The 19099-nt window shown below is 52.7% G+C and carries 19 protein-coding genes and 1 riboswitch; of the genes, 4 read left to right on the plus strand and 15 right to left on the minus strand.

Annotated elements, in window-relative coordinates:
- Nucleotides 1-40: 40 nt before the first annotated feature.
- The 3 genes from R2K28_RS17570 to thiC form a co-directional block, all read right to left on the minus strand.
- Nucleotides 41-2155, minus strand: a complete 2115-nt coding sequence (locus tag R2K28_RS17570) for an EAL domain-containing protein (protein ID WP_316366500.1) — start codon at nt 2153-2155, stop codon at nt 41-43.
- A gap of 253 nt (nt 2156-2408) precedes the next feature.
- On the minus strand, nt 2409-3119 hold the full coding sequence (locus R2K28_RS17575; protein WP_316366501.1) for a pseudouridine synthase: 711 nt from the start codon (nt 3117-3119) through the stop codon (nt 2409-2411).
- 388 nt (nt 3120-3507) lie between these two features.
- A complete protein-coding gene (gene thiC, locus R2K28_RS17580) occupies nt 3508-5397 on the minus strand; it encodes a phosphomethylpyrimidine synthase ThiC (RefSeq protein ID WP_316366503.1) in 1890 nt (629 codons plus the stop codon).
- A 36-nt stretch (nt 5398-5433) separates the two neighbouring features.
- A riboswitch (TPP riboswitch) is annotated at nt 5434-5538 on the minus strand.
- Between the two features lie 331 nt (nt 5539-5869).
- Here thiC and R2K28_RS17585 point away from each other — a divergent pair.
- Together R2K28_RS17585 and R2K28_RS17590 are read left to right on the plus strand one after the other, a co-directional pair.
- Entirely contained in the window at nt 5870-6538 is a 669-nt protein-coding gene (locus R2K28_RS17585) for a protein-L-isoaspartate O-methyltransferase family protein (RefSeq protein WP_316366504.1), read from the plus strand.
- Between the two features lie 74 nt (nt 6539-6612).
- Nucleotides 6613-7191, plus strand: coding sequence for a hydrolase (locus tag R2K28_RS17590; protein ID WP_316366505.1), 579 nt, complete (start codon nt 6613-6615; stop codon nt 7189-7191).
- 54 nt (nt 7192-7245) lie between these two features.
- Here the strand turns inward: R2K28_RS17590 and R2K28_RS17595 are convergent, their stop codons facing one another.
- The 8 genes from R2K28_RS17595 to R2K28_RS17630 all read right to left on the minus strand — a co-directional run bounded on the left by R2K28_RS17595 (nt 7246) and on the right by R2K28_RS17630 (nt 13443).
- Nucleotides 7246-7704: a hypothetical protein gene (locus R2K28_RS17595; RefSeq protein WP_316366507.1), complete on the minus strand. Its 459-nt coding sequence runs from the start codon at nt 7702-7704 to the stop codon at nt 7246-7248.
- A gap of 190 nt (nt 7705-7894) precedes the next feature.
- Nucleotides 7895-8323, minus strand: a complete 429-nt coding sequence (locus R2K28_RS17600) for a pyrimidine dimer DNA glycosylase/endonuclease V (protein WP_316366509.1) — start codon at nt 8321-8323, stop codon at nt 7895-7897.
- Between the two features lie 27 nt (nt 8324-8350).
- Entirely contained in the window at nt 8351-8734 is a 384-nt protein-coding gene (locus R2K28_RS17605) for a nuclear transport factor 2 family protein (protein WP_316366511.1), read from the minus strand.
- 132 nt (nt 8735-8866) lie between these two features.
- Entirely contained in the window at nt 8867-9229 is a 363-nt protein-coding gene (locus R2K28_RS17610; protein ID WP_316366512.1) for an EthD domain-containing protein, read from the minus strand.
- Nucleotides 9230-9249: 20 nt separating this feature from the next.
- Nucleotides 9250-10203, minus strand: a complete 954-nt coding sequence (gene egtD, locus R2K28_RS17615; protein ID WP_316366514.1) for an L-histidine N(alpha)-methyltransferase — start codon at nt 10201-10203, stop codon at nt 9250-9252.
- Nucleotides 10203-11468 carry an ergothioneine biosynthesis protein EgtB gene (egtB, locus tag R2K28_RS17620; protein ID WP_316366516.1) on the minus strand — a complete coding sequence of 422 codons (1266 nt, stop codon included), beginning with the start codon at nt 11466-11468 and terminating at the stop codon, nt 10203-10205. Before egtB ends, egtD begins: the two co-directional genes overlap by 1 nt.
- A 68-nt stretch (nt 11469-11536) precedes the next feature.
- Nucleotides 11537-11779, minus strand: a complete 243-nt coding sequence (locus tag R2K28_RS17625; RefSeq protein ID WP_316366518.1) for a hypothetical protein — start codon at nt 11777-11779, stop codon at nt 11537-11539.
- Nucleotides 11780-11823: 44 nt separating this feature from the next.
- Nucleotides 11824-13443, minus strand: a complete 1620-nt coding sequence (locus R2K28_RS17630) for a glutamate synthase-related protein (RefSeq protein ID WP_316366520.1) — start codon at nt 13441-13443, stop codon at nt 11824-11826.
- A gap of 110 nt (nt 13444-13553) precedes the next feature.
- On the opposite strand from R2K28_RS17630, the gene R2K28_RS17635 reads away from it, so the two are divergent.
- Complete coding sequence (locus R2K28_RS17635; RefSeq protein ID WP_316366522.1) at nt 13554-13853, plus strand: MGMT family protein; 300 nt, start codon at nt 13554-13556, stop codon at nt 13851-13853.
- Here the strand turns inward: R2K28_RS17635 and R2K28_RS17640 are convergent.
- Nucleotides 13850-14437 (minus strand): nucleotidyltransferase family protein, encoded by a 588-nt coding sequence (locus R2K28_RS17640; RefSeq protein ID WP_316366524.1) that lies wholly within the window; start codon nt 14435-14437, stop codon nt 13850-13852. The genes R2K28_RS17635 and R2K28_RS17640 overlap by 4 nt on opposite strands.
- Nucleotides 14438-14615: 178 nt before the next feature.
- On the opposite strand from R2K28_RS17640, the gene R2K28_RS17645 reads away from it, so the two are divergent.
- A complete protein-coding gene (locus R2K28_RS17645; RefSeq protein ID WP_316366526.1) occupies nt 14616-16838 on the plus strand; it encodes a DUF2235 domain-containing protein in 2223 nt (740 codons plus the stop codon).
- 255 nt (nt 16839-17093) lie between these two features.
- Here the strand turns inward: R2K28_RS17645 and R2K28_RS17650 are convergent, their stop codons facing one another.
- From R2K28_RS17650 to R2K28_RS17660, 3 genes are all read right to left on the minus strand, one after another.
- On the minus strand, nt 17094-17393 hold the full coding sequence (locus tag R2K28_RS17650; RefSeq protein WP_316366528.1) for a hypothetical protein: 300 nt from the start codon (nt 17391-17393) through the stop codon (nt 17094-17096).
- A 576-nt stretch (nt 17394-17969) separates the two neighbouring features.
- Nucleotides 17970-18137 carry a hypothetical protein gene (locus tag R2K28_RS17655; protein ID WP_316366529.1) on the minus strand — a complete coding sequence of 56 codons (168 nt, stop codon included), beginning with the start codon at nt 18135-18137 and terminating at the stop codon, nt 17970-17972.
- Nucleotides 18124-19086 (minus strand): carbon-nitrogen hydrolase family protein, encoded by a 963-nt coding sequence (locus tag R2K28_RS17660; protein ID WP_316366530.1) that lies wholly within the window; start codon nt 19084-19086, stop codon nt 18124-18126. Before R2K28_RS17660 ends, R2K28_RS17655 begins: the two co-directional genes overlap by 14 nt.
- Nucleotides 19087-19099: the final 13 nt, after the last annotated feature.

Raw genomic sequence — 19099 nt, forward strand, 5'->3', positions numbered from 1 at the left:
CTAGTTAACCGATGCAGAGAGTGTGATCCGAGCTGCCTTGCTACTCAAACAGTTGTTCGATGGGGTATGGGCGGCAAATACCGTAGCCCTGGGCATAATCGATGCCGATGTCTTCCAGGCGATGCAAGACCCTTTTGTTTTCCACAAACTCCGCAATCGTCTCCAGGCCCATGATATGCCCGATCCGGTTTATTGCATCCACCATCGAATCATCGATCAGGTTGTCAAGCATCTCTTTGACGAATGCACCGTCAATCTTCAGGTACTCCACTGGCAGGTGCTTGAGATAGCCGAAGGATGAGAGACCACTACCGAAATCATCCAGGGCGAATTCACAACCAAAACGTTGCAGTGTCCGCATGAAGTGTTCCGCAGAGGTGAGGTTCGATATGGCTGCGGTTTCAGTGACTTCGAAGCAGAGCATCCCCTTCGGAATAGCATAACGTTTGATGCAGTCCAAAATCATATTCAGCACATCTTCGTCACACAGTGATTGACCCGACAAGTTGACGAAGTAACGTCGCTCCGCGGCGAGACAAACCTCTCGGTGATCCTCTATATAACGCATCAGGCGATCAATTACCCAGCGGTCCACTCTCGGCATCAGGTCGAATCTTTCCGCAGCCGGGATAAAGGCCCCGGGCAGGATCAATTCTCCTGACTCGTCCAGCATCCGGATCAATACCTCCACATGCTCTGCTGCATTTTCCCTGTTAATCGACTTTATCGGTTGCACATAGAGGGTGAAGCGATCCTCATCCAGGGCACTGCGAATCTGGGTAACCCATTTCGCTTCGCCATGTCGTTTGGCGGCAGAGCTCCCGAGAGGATCGTAGATATGAATCTTGTTCCTGCCCTCCTCCTTGGCGGAGAAACAGGCCGAATCGGCAAAGCTCAGGATCTGTTGCAGATCCTTACTCTGGTCATCGATGGCGACCATTCCGACACTGACGCTCTGGGAGAAGCTCTTATCACCATACACAAAACGAAACCCTTGGATCGAGCGGCGAATACTGTCAGCGATCCGTTCCGCCGCAGCGACTGAACACTGAGTCAAGAGAATGCCGAACTCATCCCCACCCATCCTGGCCAGCAGATCGCTGTTGCGGATGGATCGTTTGATCAGACTGGCAAGTTGACGCAGCAGCTCATCCCCGGCGGCATGGCCACAGTTGTCATTGACGATCTTGAAGCGATCTATATCAAGATAGAGCAGACAGTGTCCGCTACCCTTAACTACGGGTTGTTCCAATAAGGTTGCTAATTGCCTATCGAATTCGGTTCGATTGTAGAGCCTTGTGACCGGATCGTGACTTGACTGCCAACTCAACTGTGCCGCCAACTTCCTTGATTGGCTGGTGTCTTTGAACACCAACACCATGCTTTCCAGATTTCCCGCTTCATCCTTAAGGCTGGTAATCGTTTGCTGCACCGGCAGACTCAGTCCTTCCCTATGTTTCAATACCAGTTGTTTTCCTTCGCTATCGATAATCTGTTCCAACCCAAGCGGGTTCTTATCTGAACTCGACTCATCGAAAAGCCGATACACCTCGGTCAGTCGGCGCCCAACCATCTGCCGGTTGTGATAGCCCGTCATCCCTTCAGCGGCCAGATTGGAAAACTCCACCCTGCCATTCGCATCGATCAGAATAACCGCATCTTCCACCGATGACAGCATCGCCCGAGTCCGCTGCTCCGCCACGCTGCTGGCAGTCAACTGCTCCTGCTGAGCGCGCATGGTGTCGATTTCACTGATCTGCACCAGACAATAGCCTGGATGCATCATCAGCGGCTTGACACTGACCCGAATAAAACGCTCCTCATCGATGTTGAACAGGTGACGGGAACAGGAGAGTGAGAAATAGGCCTGCAGAGAACCATCGGATTGGGGCGCCTTCACGGCAGTGAGCACCATCTTTGAGAAGCGGGGTCCTGCCAGTTGCGGGATAAGTTCATCAAGGGGCCTGGTTATCGCCTCTTGATCCATCATTCCGGTTATGTCCGCCAGATGCCGATTCCAGGCGACCACTCGCCGCTCAGTGTTGATAAGGCAGAGACCAACATCACACGCTTCGATCACTTCCTGCAGTTGCACCAGATCACTCTGGGAGAAAACACCTACCTGAAGCGCCTCTATTGAACCCTTCCCCTGCACGACCATACCTCTTGAACCAGACTCTATATCGTAGTGGCGAACTAAATTCTTATAATCTAGATATGCAGTGGCTGAATCTTTCAGCGCCTGATCATCTTTAGCTTTTGTTTTCCGCCGGCTGTGGGCGGTAATCACGACAAGAAGTATCAGGTCATCGTCCTTATTTATGCATGCGGACCCCTGCCCGAAAGCAGGTTGACTTAATATAGGAGCGGCAGGTCTACACTGGAACTTTAATGGAAGTTAACAGGCCCTAGAACAGGCCGACCTCTCGCGGCGTCAATGGGCGATACTCTCCCGGCAACAGGGATTGATCCAACAACAATCCGCCAATCGACAACCGATGCAGACCCTCCACATGATTTCCCAGCGCCGCGAACATACGCTTCACCTGGTGATATCTGCCTTCGGTAATGGTCAAGCGTAGCTCGAGCGCCGATAGCTGTTCAACGGTTGCCGGTTTTGTCGGTTTAGTCTCCCCCTTAAGCAGCAGGCCGGTTTCCAGTTTCGATATCTGTCCAGCCGTCAGGGGCTCGGCGAGAGTGACGGCATAGCTCTTGGGACAGTGATTCGAGGGTGCGGTGATACGATGGGACCACTGACCGTCATCGGTCACCAGCACCAATCCCGAGCTATCGATATCGAGCCGTCCGGCGATGTGCAGCCCGGTCCGCTTAGGGACATCGAACAGATCCAGGACTGTTCTTTGGCTGGGATCATGGGCGGCACTGACCACACCAATGGGTTTGTTTAACATGAAATAGCGCGGCAGGGGGGGCGCCACCATTGACTCATCAAGGTACACTTCGGCATCGAGGCGAACAGGCAAGGACGCCTTTTTGATCTGAACCCCGTCAACCCTGACCCTTCCGGCGCGAATCACCCGCTGCACCTGGGATCGGCTCAGTGAGGTGGCGTTGCTGATGAAGCGATCGATCCGGATCACCGCCTTGAGCGCGGTCATGTCTCATCACCCCGAAGAGCAGTCCTTATCAGGCAGTTGATTATGCATAAAAAATCTTTTCTGCTTCGGCTGTGCCGACTATCCGGATGCTGCGTACTTCTCATTTTCTGTAAGCCGCCTGGATTTGAATTTTGAATTATAGGGTTCGCTTTGCTCACATCCTGTTATGACCCCCCTCTCCCTGGCCCTCTCCCGCAAGGGGAGAGGGAATGTACTGATCAGGGCTGATCGTAAACAGATAGCTTGTGTCCACCACCCGGCATGAAGCTTTCGATGCACTCGATAAGAACGTCCCCTCTCCCCTTGCGGGAGAGGGCCAGGGAGAGGGGGACTACAACAAACTGTGAGCGAAGCGAACCCGATTAATTCATATTTCAACATTCATAATTCACAATTCCTTGTAAATCTCCGCCCCCTGGCGTTTGAACTCCACCGCCTTCTCTTCCATCCCCTGCTTCAGCGCCTCCTCCTCGGCCATCCCCTGGGCGCGGGCGTAGTCGCGTACGTCCTGGGTGATCTTCATGGAGCAGAAGTGGGGACCGCACATGGAGCAGAAATGGGCCACCTTGTGGGCCTGGTGGGGGAGTGTCTCGTCATGAAAGGCCATCGCCTTTTCCGGATCGAGGCTGAGGGCGAACTGATCATTCCAGCGGAACTCGAAGCGCGCCTTGGACATAGCGTTGTCCTGCAGCTGGGCACCGGGAAAGCCCTTGGCCAGATCTGCTGCGTGGGCGGCTATCTTGTAGGTGATGATCCCTTCCCGCACATCCTCCTTGTTGGGCAGCCCCAGGTGCTCCTTGGGTGTCACATAGCAGAGCATGGCGGTACCGTACCAGCCGATCTGGGCGGCACCGATGCCGGAGCTGAAGTGGTCATAGCCTGGTGAGATATCGGTGACCAGGGGACCGAGGGTATAGAAAGGCGCCTCGAAACAGTCCTCCAGCTCCTTGTCCATGTTCTCCTTGATCATCTGCATCGGCACATGACCCGGGCCCTCGATCATCACCTGCACGTCGTGCTCCCAGGCGATCCTGGTCAGCTCCCCCAGGGTCTCCAGTTCACCGAACTGGGCCGCATCGTTGGCGTCGGCCAGGCAGCCGGGGCGCAGGCCATCACCCAGGGAGAAGGCCACGTCGTAGGCCTTCATGATCTCGCAGATCTCCTCGAAGTGGGTATACAGAAAACTTTCCCGATGGTGGGCCAGACACCACTTGGCCATTATCGAACCGCCACGGGAGACGATACCGGTAACCCGCTCGGCGGTGAGGGGCACATAGCGCAGCAGCACCCCGGCATGGATGGTGAAGTAATCGACCCCCTGCTCCGCCTGCTCGATCAGGGTGTCGCGCATGATCTCCCAGGTGAGCTCTTCCGCCTTGCCGTTGACCTTCTCCAGGGCCTGGTAGATGGGCACGGTGCCGATGGGCATGGGAGAGTTGCGCAGGATCCACTCCCGGGTCTCGTGGATGTTGTCCCCGGTGGAGAGGTCCATCAGGGTATCGCCGCCCCAGCGGGCCGACCAGGCCATCTTTTCCACCTCTTCGGCGATGGAGGAGGTGATGGCGCTATTGCCTATGTTGGTATTGATCTTGACCCTGAAGTTGCGGCCGATGATCATCGGCTCCAGCTCGGGATGGTTGATATTGGCCGGGATGATGGCACGGCCGGCGGCCAGTTCCGAGCGCACGAACTCAGGGGTGATCTCCTCGGGTATGCGTGCGCCGAAGGGTTGGCCCTGATGCTGACGCAGCAATTTTGCATACCGCGGATCCTCGCGTAACTCCTGCAGGCGGCAGTTCTCGCGAATCGCCACGAACTCCATCTCAGGGGTGATGATCCCACGGCGGGCATAGTGCATCTGGGTCACGTTGTGTCCCGCTTTGGCTCGACGCGGGGCATGAATATGCTCGAAGCGGAGATGGGCAAGCGCCGGATCCTCCTGCCTGGTGCGACCATATTCCGAGCTGGGGCCATCCAGATGCTCGCAGTCGCCACGCTCCTGGATCCAGCCTGAGCGAAGGTCGGGCATACCCTCCAGCAGGTCGATCTTATGCGCCGGATCGGTAAACGGACCGGATGTGTCGTAGACCGGGATCGGTGGATTCTCCTCCGCGCCAAAACTGGCGGAAGTCGCCTCCTGGCTGATCTCACGCATGGGCACACGGATATCCGGGCGGCTGCCATTGACATAGATTTTGCGGGAGTTGTAGAAGGGGCCGGTCACCGCCTCGGAAAGGGTGACGGTCTTCTCGATAAAATCTTCAGGGATAACACTCATGCATGAAACCTCGCTGTGGCAAAGGCGAAGATGAGCCCAGTAAGGTTTCAGCTTCCCTCCGCCGGTATTAACCGGATCAGGTAGTAAGGGTCTTTCTCAGCCCGCGACGGCAACCTGCCACGAACACCCCCAGCCTGCGAATTCTGGCAGTATAACCGGTTTTCATCTACAGCGAATCAATACTCGATAGGACCAGGTTGACCAATGACCGGGGTATAATGACAGGCAAAACTGCATGCTCATTCATATAATGAGCAATAATCGCTTTATATTCATGGTGTTACAATTCACCCATATGCCATGCCATTAATCCTGACAGGTTAATCTCCAGGGTCAAATACCTCAGAAGACAGACGGAATCCAGCATGCTGCATAAGTAAAATCCGTGAGGAGAATCTTGCCCGGAGGAGACAAAATACGTAGTCTTAATCCTCTGCCGGACAAAAACCATATGAACGACCAGGAAATTTACATGATGGCAAGCAGCTTCGACAAAGCACGATTCAACATGGTGGAGCAACAGATCCGCCCATGGGAGGTACTCGACCCGCGGGTACTCGAATTGATGGAAACCCTGCCCCGAGAGCAGTTCGTTCCGGAATCCTACCGGGATCTGGCCTATGCCGATATCGAGGTCCCCATCGGCCAGGGACAGCAGATGATGTTTCCCCGCATCGAAGCCAAATTGCTGCAGGCCCTGGCTATCCGGCCGACCGACAAAGTGCTCGAGGTGGGCACTGGCAGCGGATACCTCACCGCTTGTCTGGCAAACCTGGCGAAACTGGTTGTCAGCATCGATCTCCACGACGAGTTCAGTCAACAAGTCGAACAAAAACTCGAACAACAGGAGATACGAAACGTCACTTTGAGAAGTGGAGATGCCCTTGCCGCTCCACTCGAGGAGGGGCCGTTCGACGCCATCGCTGTCACCGGTTCTCTACCCACCAGTCAACAGGCTGAAATCTTCCGCCAGCAGCTTAAAGTCGGTGGACGGCTGTTTGTTGTCATCGGCACTACGCCGGTGATGGAGTGCATGCTGATCACCCGGCATGCGGATAAGATCTTTGAAGAAGAGAGTATCTTGGAAACGGAGCTGGCGCCGTTGATCAATGCCCCGGCGCCCGTGGAGTTCGAATTTTAATAAAACAGACTGTTGCTGCTCCCTGTTGTAATTTCGCAGCACAGCGAAGAACTACAATTGTAAGGGAGATCACCATGCCTTCTAGCAAGTGTGCACTACCGCTGACCCATGCTAAAACCAGTCAGTTATTGATCATCAATACCCAGGAAAGACTCGCCAAGGCTATGCCCAAGACGGACCTGGATCAGATGGTTAAAAATATCGTCAAACTCAGCCAGGCCGCAAGTACACTGGAAGTCCCCATCATACTCTCAGAACACTATGGTAAAGGGCTTGGAAACACCCTGCCGGAAATTGCCCAACACCTCCCTCCGCATACCAAGGCAAAGGATAAATTGACCTTCTCCTGCTGTACCGCCCCAGGGTTCGAAGAGGAATTGGCGGAAAACGGCGAGCGTAGACAGATTGTCATTGTGGGTCTTGAGGCGCATATCTGTGTCCTGCAGACTGCATCCGGACTACAGCAGTGGGGCTATCAGGTTTTCGTGGTGGGAGATGCCATCTCCTCGCGGGACCCATATCACCGCAAAAACTCACTGCAACGCATGCGTTCAGGCGGCGTGCATATCACCAACAGTGAATCGGTTGCGTTTGAATGGATGGGAGACGCCAACAATCCCAAGTTTAAAGAAGTTTCTCAGCTGTTTCGCTGATGGATACCGACTCCGCAATCATGCAAGGAAGGTTGCAAACAGGATTCGACAGTACTAGATATTTGACTTTTCCCTAAGCCACTGTTGAAGCCTGTTTGCAATTAAGTCGTAACCCCGAAAACGTAACTCAGCAATCTCACCGCTACGCTCATAAATTCGATTGAGACGATTTAAAGCCGGTGTCGCATCCGGGGCCAGTTCTTTACTTAACAAGGCCTCAGCCAGTCCTATATGGATCCTGTAGGCGTCGATGTAGGCGATGTTCTCGCTGTCACCCAGATTGTTCAACTTATGCTCGAACAAGAGATACTTTTCGAGTTGACGTATATGGCTTGCCCGATGGTAATAGAGGTCGGCCACTTCAGACACTTTGCAGCTTCGTGCTATCGAGTGGAGCGTATCCGCATCATAGTCTGCATAGGCATTTGGATGTTGACAGGCCACATGCTCGTCGACTGCCAGCAGCGTGCCTGAATAGAGGATAAGCAGTGCGCCAATAATCCTTGTATGCATGATTGTGTGACCCCATTACTACAATACGATGACAATATTATTAACATCTATAGACCATAATGGAGTTAGCGCAAGTGGTAAAATTGCCCATCAAGCACAATGAATAGAGCAAGTTGGAATAAAAACCGCCATTCAATACTAGAACCAGAAATTTTTTTACGTATATATTTTATGTGATAAGCGAAAGTCATCATGTAACTTCCCATTCCTCAACACTCCCTTTGTGGAGTATGAACAATGGATGCGGTTTTATGACAGATGTTTTTCTTATTTTCGCGTATGCAGCGGGGTCTCGTTGTTTTAACTTTAGCGACAAATGATTGAACTCGTAGTTAATTTGACCTTCGGTAACATACAGTTGTTTTCGTGCGCCCTTAATGGATATTTTTCCCTTATCGAATTTGTAACCCCGTTTATCCGCTTCGGCGACAACATGCCGTAGATAAGTTGCAATGGCACCAAGAGGATCACTGGCTTCCTTGAACCTGGTTAGTTGGGGGTGGTTTGTATAACCCTTTGTCTGACCTTGGAGCACCTTTTGCGCCAGCAACGCCTCTCTCCACAATGCCACCAACCCTTTGGCATCGAGATAATCAGGATGTATAGACCAGAGCCTCATGGTTCGTTGAGCGGTAGAATTGGTTATTCAGTACATGCTGTTACCATGTTTGGATTCACTCGGTATCTGCTGAATTGAATCCCAGTGTTCGACTATTTTCCCCGCCTCATCGAAGCGAAAGAAATCCATGGTCACATACTCTTCATCCCCTGGCCATATTTGATGGGTATGGAGAGCTACCAAATCGCCCTCTGCAACCACCCGAACAAACTCGATCTCTTTCTTGGGATAGGATTTCGCCATCTGGTCGAAGTATTCGATGAACGCAGCCTTGCCATTGCCTACTGAAGGATTGTGCTGAATGTACTCAGCCCCTACATACAATTCGACGGCCTTCTCAGGATTACCCAAGTAAGCAGTGCGATAAAACGCGATTGCGTTTTGTTTATTCGCCTCGAGTTCCTGTTGCATATCCACCCCGCACATGTATCAGTCATATCCATCACTACCGGCTTGAATTCTGATGAGAATAACCTTTCGATAAAGGTATAACTTCCCTGGATCCAACAGCATAGACGCAAACTCAATTGACTTACTTAGCATTTATAATTCGAATTCTTCGACAATGAACGCTGAAGACTTTGAGTGATCGACAAAATTCCCCTCATCTTCCAGCAATGCTGCAGCTAATTTCTGACCTTCAGGAGAACTCATACCCTGCATAAGTGCTTCTTCTGATTCAAACCATACCTCAGCGACCCCATCATATTCAGGCAACATGCCTCGCGAAGTTCTTAAACCTTCGTTCAACGGGGTATCTATCGTGTGGGATTGCACATACCTTTTCGCACCCATCGCATCCGCATTGCTCATGAAGAATGGACCATGCTTATTCATCCAATAGTCCTTGAATTCAGCGCGGGTCATATTTGGGTGTCGAGTTAAGCACATAACAAATTTGATCATAGTTATTTATTCCTTTCGGGTTAAGCAACAGCCACCAGATAGATTGCAAACAATCCTTCGTCATCGACCCAATGACGTACCTCTTTAAATCCATTATCTGTAACCATGTTGATAAACTCCGTTGGTGAGTATTTGTAGGAGTTTTCGGTGTGCAAGGTCTCACCTTTTTCGAATTCAAACCGGTGACCATTGAGGCGGAGCGTTTGTTGTTGCGTACTTACCAGATGCATTTCGATACGCCCCTCTTCGCCGTTGTAGAAGGCAAGATGTTCGAATACACCGGGATCGATATCGGCATTCAACTCCTGCTGCATGCGTTGCAGCAGGTTCAGATTGAAGTCCGCAGTCAAACCCGCCGCATCATTGTAGGCGGCATGTAGTACCTGCTCGCTCTTTTTGGTATCGACACCGATCAGCATCATGCCATCTTCACCCACGGTATCGTGGACCAGGCGCAAGAATTCACCTGCCTCGCCGGGATTGAAATTGCCCAGGCTGGAGCCGGGGAAAAAGAGCAGCCGCGGGCCGTTGGGTACTTCCTTGGGAATCGGTAAGGAGTGGGTGAAGTCGACACAGGCGGCATGAATGGGCAACCAGGGATATTCCATTGCCAGCGCCCTGGCACTCGACTTCAGATAGTCAAAGGAGATATCCATGGGCACAAAGGCACTCGGCCTCAATGCATCCAGCAACAGGCGCACTTTACTGGCACTGCCCGCACCCGGTTCGATCAGCGCCCGCCCTTTTCCAGTCAGCTTGGCTATCTCATCGGCCAGATCTGACAACATGCGGCACTCCACACTAGGCAGATAGTATTCCGGTTGGTCACAGATCCTGTCGAACAGCTCCGACCCCCGTTGATCATAGAAGAATTTCGGCGGAATCGATTTATCCGACTTGGAAAGGCCCGTGACAACGGCATCATAGAGACTCAGTGCCTGGGGTTTATGGTCGTGAAAGGTGACATTCTCCATCACGCATCCTCCGCAAGCCGCAGGCCGGTGAAGGCCCAGCGTTCATCGGGATAGAAAAAATTACGGTAGCTGGCGCGGGTATGGCCGGCGGGTGTGGCACAACAACCACCCTTCAACACCATCTGGTTGGACATGAATTTACCGTTGTATTCCCCCATTGAGCCGGCCAGGGGCTTAAACCCCGGATAGGCGGCATAGGGTGAAGCCGTCCAGGTCCAGAGATCGCCATACCACTGTCCCGTCTCCCCAGCCGGCAGCGGGTGGAGGTAATCGGCATCGGCGAAGTTGCCGTTCACGGGCTGTTGCGCCAAAACGATCTCCAACTCGCTCTCCAGCGGCAGACGCTTGCCTGCCCAGCGGGCATAGGCATCCGCTTCATAGTGGCTGAGATGGCAGACAGGTTCGTGGGAATTCAACCGCTCAAGACCGCCCAGGGTATACTGCATCCACTCCCCATCCCGCTGCTCCCAATAGAGGGGATGTTGCCAACCCTCGCGCTGCAGCAGGGCCCAGCCGTCGGAGAGCCACAGCGCCGGCTCCCTGTAACCGCCGTCATCCATAAAGGCCCGGTACTCGCCATTGGTCACAAACCGGTCGGCGATGCGGTAGTCAGAAAGCAGCACCTTGTGTTGAGGCGTTTCATTGTCATAGGCGAAACCACCCTCGAGACCATGACCGATGCTATGCACGCCACCCGGTTGCTCCACCCAACGCGTCTCCCGTGTGCCAGCGGGTATCGATTTCAGATCGTCCCGATAGCTGGGTTTCAGCGGGTTGCTCCAGAAATTATGCTTCACATCTATCAGCAGCAACTCCTGATGCTGCTCCTCATGGTTGAGCCCGAGGATGATGCGAAACGCGAGCTCCTCCCACTCCTCCTCAACAACACTCTCCATCAATTGATGCATCTGTTGATTGACATGGGCGCGATATCGATAGACCTCTCCCACTGTCGGTCGTGACAGCAGGCCACGCTTCGGCCGGGGATGCATCATGCCATGGGTGTAGTAATAACTATTGAAGATGTAATCGAATTGGGGATGAAAGGGTTTGTATGCGGGGTTGAAATGGTCGAGCACGAAGGCCTCGAAAAACCAGCTGACATGGGCGATATGCCACTTGGGCGGACTGGTCTGGACAATGGATTGGATCTGATAGTCGTCATGCTGCAGTGGCAGACAGAGGGACTCGGTAAATTGACGGACCCGGTGAAACTCCGCGATCATCTGATCACGACTGCTGTTTACTGTGATAGTGCTTTCCATATCAACATCTCATGCTGCTTTTTTTGTCTGCGATTTGAGATCCGGAGCAAGCCTATGCCATTGATGTATCAAGCCATCAGGTCCGCACCATGTAAACGTAATTGTTGAAGATAAACAAGCAACAAACTATAGGGTTGATCCGACCCTATCGATTCGGCATAAGGCAGAATTGCGCCGACCCATCCATCCCTATGCCAATAGGCACCATTTTTCAGCTCAAGTTTCGTCCAATCGGCAGGTTCCGGATAGGCGGTCACGTTAAAACCGTCGCTAGTGGCGATGGCCGGCGTGATCGATACATCGTTTTGCATCCTGTGGCAAAGCTATCTGCAAAGCACGCGAGGGTAGGGATGTTTCAGTCCCTTGCGATCCCCGCATAGGCGACCCCCGAGAGATGGGCCATTTCGCGATCGAAGGTAGTGAGATCATCGACGCAGAATCCGTTGAGATGGTCGTGACCGCAGGCCCGGGCCATCACCTGCATCAGCTCGGTGGATGCGCGAAAGAAGTTGTTCAGTTGTTGCGCGCCCTTCTCTATCTTGAGGCGGCTGCGCAGATCCGCTCTCTGGGTGGCGATCCCCACCGGGCAGTTGTTGGTGTGACAGGCGCGCATACCGAGACAGCCGATGGCCTGCAGTGCCGAGTTTGAAACCGCAATGGCATCGGCGCCCAGGGCCATCGCCTTGATGAAATCCGCCGGCAGCCTGAGGCCACCGGTAATCACCAGCGAGACATCACTGCGTCCCCGCTTGTCCAGATAGCGTCGGGCGCGGGCCAGGGCCGGTATGGTGGGAACCGAAATATTGTCACGGAAGATCAGCGGCGCCGCCCCGGTGCCACCGCCCCGCCCGTCCAGAATGATGTAGTCCACCCCGATCTGCAGGGCGGCCTCCATATCCCTTTCGATATGCTGGGCGGAGAGCTTGACGCCTATGGGGATGCCATCGGTCGCCTCCCGCACCACATCGGCGAATCGACGGTAGTCATCCACATGTTCCCAGTCGGGGAAGCGGGAAGGCGATATGGCCGACTCGCCCTCGTCGAGCCCGCGCACCTCGGCGATGCGGCCCTTGACCTTGTTCCCCGGCAAGTGGCCGCCGGTGCCTGTCTTGGCCCCCTGACCGCATTTGAAGTGAAAGGCCTGGCACTGCCGCACCTTCTGCATGGAATAGCCGAAGCGGGCCGATGCCAGCTCGTAGAGATAGCGGCGGTTGGCGGTCTGTTCGTCCGGCAGCATGCCGCCCTCGCCGGAGCAGATCCCGGTGCCCGCCAGTTCCGCACCCCTGGCCAGGGCCACCTTCGCCTCCTTCGAGAGGGCGCCGAAGCTCATATCGGAGACGAACAGGGGGCGTTCCAATTGTAATGGCTTGTTGGCATTGGGACCGATCACCACTTCAGTGCCGACCGGGTGGTCGTCAAGCAGGGGCACCCGATGCAGCTGGGCTGTGAGCAGCTGGATCCGCTCCCATTTCGGCAGTTCGTCCCGGGGCACGCCCATGGCGCTGACCCGGCCGTGATGCCCCACCTTCGACAGGCCGTGCTCGGCCAGATGCTGGATGTATTTATAGTGGGGCTCCTCACTGCCCCCATGCAGATCCTTGTACAGGCCCTGGTACTGCTCCCGGTCGTAGGGCTGGGGATTGTCCACCGCCCAGGCCTGGATCTCATCCTCATCCACCCAGACCTGCCCCGCCTCGACCCAGGCCTGGAATGGATGCAGACGCTCCGCGGGATCGTAGGCGCTGATACCGGTCTTATAGCGATAGTCCCAGTCGTGCAGCCCGCAGATCAGATCCTCGCCCTCGATACGCCCGTCGGCCATGAGCGCGCCCCGATGGGCACATCGCCCGTAGAGCACCGACACCCGCTCCTCCCCCCGCCAACGGATAACCACCAGGTCGACACCCGCCGCCAAGGCATAGGTGGGGGTAAGGGGTTGCAGATCGGACCAGGAGAGGATGGCGGTTTTTTTCATGGGGGATTCCTTGCTACTGTTTTTGTTGCTTGATAGCGTGCGTTCTCTAACCATACGTCAAGAACAGAATTTCCGATTCATTTCATGATCATTTTCAGGGATTACCGATAGTGGCCACAGATGAGATGCGCAGGATCTTCTACACCACCCTGGCCTCGATCCCGCCAGGTCGCTACTGCAGCTATGGGGATATGGCCAAGCTGTGCGGAGTGCATGTGCGTCAGGTACTGGCCTGGCTACGCACCTTGCCCAGGGGCAGCGATCTACCCTGGTATCGGCTGATCACCGGGCAACGGCGGATTGCGGACTATCCGGGCAACGAGAGACAGTATCGAAAACTCGCGGCAGAGGGACTCATTCCCGAGGCCAATGGCCGCTTCCCGGCCCGTTACAGGTGGCCGGATTCCTAACCCAATGGCGCCTCCCCGGGGTACAGGTCATCCTGATGATCGATGTCGAGCAGAATCCCAGGATCATCGGTGGGTAACAACACCAGCTCGTCAGGATGGGCCTGCAGCAGATGGCGTGCCCCATGATCACCCTGCAAGGCCTGTAACCGATCCCCCCATCGTCGGCCGAAACCAACCGGATGACCGCGACGTCCCTGATATACAGGTGCGGCCAACCTAGCCCCTTGGGACAGGGCCTGGGCCACCGCGCCTACGGTCTCTGGTTTGATCCAGGGCATGTCCGCCAACGCCACCACCCAACCCTGGGCATCGGCGCTGGCGCCAATCCCCATGGCCAGGCTCCTGCCCATGCCCTGCCCCGCCTGACTGTTCTCCACCACTCTCAAACCCAGGGCTTCCAGGGAGGCTGCCAGTCGCTGGTCGCCAGGGCGGATGACCGCCAGGGTGTTGGGTAGAGCGGCTACCAGATTGCGCGCTGACGCTATGCCCATCGACTCACCATCAGGCAGGGGATGCAGCAGCTTGTGACGGCCAAACCGTTGACCGCTACCGGCTGCGAGTAATATGCCTTGTATCTCAGTCATGACTCTTTGCCTGTTAACACGGGCCCAAGAAACAGCTCAGGCACACCCTCTTGCTTGACACTCCGACGCTTCTCCCTATTCGGCATTCTACTAGTTAATCCTTCTACTTGGTCTATCCTCAGGCTAATAGCGGTATGCACAGTTTAAGGAAATCTGATGTTGGAAAAGGAGTCTGCCCATGGCCAGGAAACTCGTTTTATGCTCGGACGGTACGGGTAACAGCGGTAGTAAGGCGCGGGGCACCAATGTCTGGCGCTTTTATAAGGCAATCGATACCGATCCGACACTCGATCAGCTGACTTTCTATCAGGATGGCGTCGGCACCCAGAACTTTAAACTGTTTCGGCTATTGGGTGGGGCATTCGGCTTTGGTCTCAAGGCCAATATTCTAGAAATGTACCACTTTCTGGTGCACAACTATCGCCCCGGCGACCATATCTATCTACTCGGCTTCAGCCGTGGCGCCTTCACCGTCAGGGCCTTGGCCTATATGGTGACTGTGTGCGGTGTGGTCAAAGCCCATGGGGATCCGGATGAGACACAAGCGCGCATTGACGGCGCCATGAAGCGATATCTCCAGTGGCGCAAAGAGATCCGTAAATTTGATAAACCGGAGAAATCCTCTCCCGCCCTCAGACAGGCGGAGAAACTGACACTCGAACAGTTGGTTCGGGCCTACCGGGAGTTGAGCCACAAACCATTCACCGAGGTAGTGGAGGCACAGGAAAAAGAGCCGGCAAAAGGCATTCCAGATGACGACCTGGCCTACCGACCGGTGATCCGTTTCATCGGCGTGTGGGATAGTGTCGACGCGATAGGCCTTCCCATCGACGAGTTGACTGAATTCCTGGACTGGTTGTTCAAATTCCGCTTCTACAGCTATGACCGCTACCCGATTGCCGGCTGTAACTATCACGCCCTCTCCCTGGACGATGAAAGACACACCTTTCATCCTCTGATGTGGGACGAGTCGTTGCGGGTTTCAGGGCAGAAGATTGAGCAGGTCTGGTTCTCCGGTGTTCACTCCAATGTGGGTGGAGGTTATGCCAAGGATGAAATGGCTTATGTGTCCCTGGACTGGATGATGCAGAAAGCACAAGACTGCGGACTGAAGCTATTGAAATCCGCGCGCACAGAAGCATCGGAACAGGCCAATGTCACCGGAAAGATATATGACTCACGGGCGGGCCTGGCCTCATACTACCGCTACAAACCCCGGCAGGTGGATGAGATCTGCACGGAGGCGAATACCCCAGTGCTGGTGCACGAGTCGGTATTCGATCGAATCAAACAGGTGACCGAAGACTACGCCCCTGTGGTCTTCGGTAAGCACTACTCGGTAGTGACAACGGGCAAGCCCCACCCCATAGACGGCCTGCCGGACGAGAGGGTGAAGGCACAGAGCCTGGCCGCTAAAGATGTCTGGTGGCGCAGGGTTGTCTATTTCCTGCTACTCACCGCAACCATCGGCACATTTCTTTCCCTGCGTAGATTCGGCGCCATGCCCTTACCCTTGTCGGAAGGGTGGAGAGGGGTCTTCGAAGGCATTCCAGCCTCCTTATCAGAATACTTGGGTGGATTTCCGGAAAAATGGCTCTACGCCTTCAGTGGCCGCTGGTGGTTTCTTTTAACACTGGCAGTGATCTTCACTTTATTGCTGATCCTGCGTCACTATCTACGCAAACGTACCCGGTACCTGGGACAATCCGGATGGAACCTGACGGGTGGAACGGCAACCCATAGTCCGACAAAAACGGTTTTCGAGTCCATTGTGGATTTGATCAAGGCAGTCTATGCCCCCCAGTGGATCCGGGATTCAGTGCGTAAATATATCTTTCCCTCGGCAGTATTTGGCTTTCTCGCATCGCTGCTTATATTTTGGATAAGCAATATGTTCATCCTGCCGCCCAACAGGGATGCATGCGTGAGTGAAAAGATAACATTCAAACAGCTGCCTGAAGATGGGTTGACACTGAATGATTTTCACACCTGTAATCCCTGGTATGCAACGGGGATCCGCGTGGAGAAGGGGGTATCCTACAAGGTGCAGGTAAGCGGAGATGATGACTGGCGTGACAAGCACATTCCAGCGACTGCCGATGGGATCGAAGAAGAACCTGGTCTGCCATACAAGCTCATCTCATTCAGCAAACGCCACCATGAGGACGGTAATTCCCACAACCAAGGCTGGTTCAAGCTGATAGCCAATGTTGGCGGTCGACAACAGGTAGGTGTGGGTCGCGATGCGACATTCACGGCGCAATACAACGGTCCTTTGTATTTCTATGTCAATGACGCGCTGTGTGATGTGTGTCTCAAGGGGGTCTTTGCCTACTATAGAAACAACCAGGGTAGCGCTGAAATCAAGGTTACGAAGCTATCAAAGACCAATGGTATATAGCTTAATATTCCGAGCCTCGCCTGTTTGATCAGAAGTTGCCTATAAGATGGGTGGTGTCATTTATAAACTCCACATGGGCATCCCAACAGTATCACCAATACTTAGGCTGCTTTGAAAAGACAATCCAATTAGATCAAGAATATACAGCAAAAGAAGAGGAACGAATAATATTTTCCAAATCTTCATAGCTTAATTAACGAACAAACCTCGTTGAGAGAAGTCGATTCGTCATGACGAATCGGCAGGAACATCTGTTTACCCCTCACCTTCTTCATCTTGACCCAATAAATCTACGATACGATGAACCTCAGGCCTGCATTCTTGATTAACATCTCGGATATCAAGCACGCCTCGTTTGATGGCAAATGCAACAATCATATGCAGATCGTATATGTTATATATTTTATAGAGCTCTCTACCAATATCATCATGAAATTCATGTATTCTATCATTTAGATCCCAGACAGATATTTCATCAGACTTCCATTTGTTAAAATCTGAATAAATAACTTCAAGGCATTGACTTAAGTCCCTCTCATATGCAAGTCCCGTCAATTCCTTTAGGTGTTTTTTTTCGATTTATTAAGACCCATTCCGTTCTATTAATCCACTGAGTTAGTTACTAAAGGTATAACGTGTTAGTCAATGCCTCTACTATCAAAGATCAACAATATTTCATGAATCTTTTCATGCTCGATTTTAAATAGTTGCGCAATCTGTATGACTCGATCTGGTTTTTGATAGTCGTAAAATACAGCTACACTCTGCTCACTCTCAGTGATACTCAGCACTTTGCATCCACACTTCTCGGGTGGATCGTTTTTCAATGCGTCAGTGTATTCCCTGGCAGAGCCATAAGTATGTAGCGTTCCATTAAAACATAGACTATTAGCAAGCAAAGGCTCTAAACCATCAACGTCTCCAGCGCAGAAGCACCTGAGATATTCCATGACAATCTCTCTATTGGTCATATTCTTTTTTTGCCCGAGACCATTGCTTGCAGGTAAATCAGGAGATTGCGTGATCAGTATAAATAATCATGCGCACATCAACTTTTCCAGGAACGATAGCTTTATCAGCTTGCTTGATTTGAATTTCTACAGGGTGTCCACTCACTTACTCATTGCTCCTTTATGTATTTTGCTCATTAGCCAATTTTATAGCATAAGAGGCACAACCAACACTGACAGCATAATCTATATTATCCATTTGGCGAGCATCCATAATTCCATAACGTTTAAGGCCAGGCTCAATATCGTCCAAATGGGTCGGGTGCAAGTTATCGTCAAGATTTTTCATCTCGTTCACAATGACTCATAGACAGTGCACGCTGTTTTCTTTTTTTATTTAGTTCGTAACTCCTCTCTCCCCGTTTCTGCGTCAACGGCCAAATAAACGCGTACCATGGCACGGGTATTCCCCACATTTTTCCGTATTTTTGAGGAGTGGATTTTTGCTTCGAGCTATGGCCAATCTGAACATCAGCCACGATAATACCTTCTTTATCGTCGAGTTCCGCTTTCACTGTGCCGTCAAAATCAACAATTGATGACAATCCCGGGAAGCTACTCTTTAAAGACGGTAACCATCCAGGTAAATCCGTTTCTAGCGGACCAGTCCGATTTGCTACTATAACTGGAACTCCGAGTGTGTTTGCAAAAACTGACCGACTATTTATTAGCATTTTTTCAAACCGATTTACATCACCTGGAATGAAAGGTATTGGCCTACCCGCAGCAGCAGGTGATAATACAAAATCAACATTTCCACTATAAAGAAATGACATATGATCAATTAAAGTGTTTTCGTAGCAGACACCTACGCCGATACGACCAATTTCCGACTCGATGATGTGCGAATCCGAACCTGAAGTATAAAAATATGCTTCAACGGAAGAGGGCGGGCTTTTTCTTACTTTTCCTATTAACTTACCTTCAGGACCTGCCAACACAAATGTATTAAAAAAATCTTCACCATCCGCTTCAAGAAATGTGCATCCTAGATATATGCCAAAGCGCTTGGCCGCTTCCAATAACCAACCAACTGATTTTCCTTTGATGGTTTCTGCAAAATTCCAAATGTCTTCAGACAGTGTGTATCCACATGGCATCAGTTCAGGCAACAGAACCACCTGCGATCCTTCCTCGACTGCATTGGTAATCATTATCTCGGCATGAGACAAGTTCTTATCTATTTCTCCTAAATAGCAGTTCATTTGAACTGCACCGACTTTGATAATTGTCGCCATGGATCATACCTTG

The sequence above is a fragment of the Candidatus Thiodiazotropha sp. CDECU1 genome, from assembly GCF_963455295.1.
Classification (GTDB): domain Bacteria; phylum Pseudomonadota; class Gammaproteobacteria; order Chromatiales; family Chromatiaceae; genus Thiodiazotropha.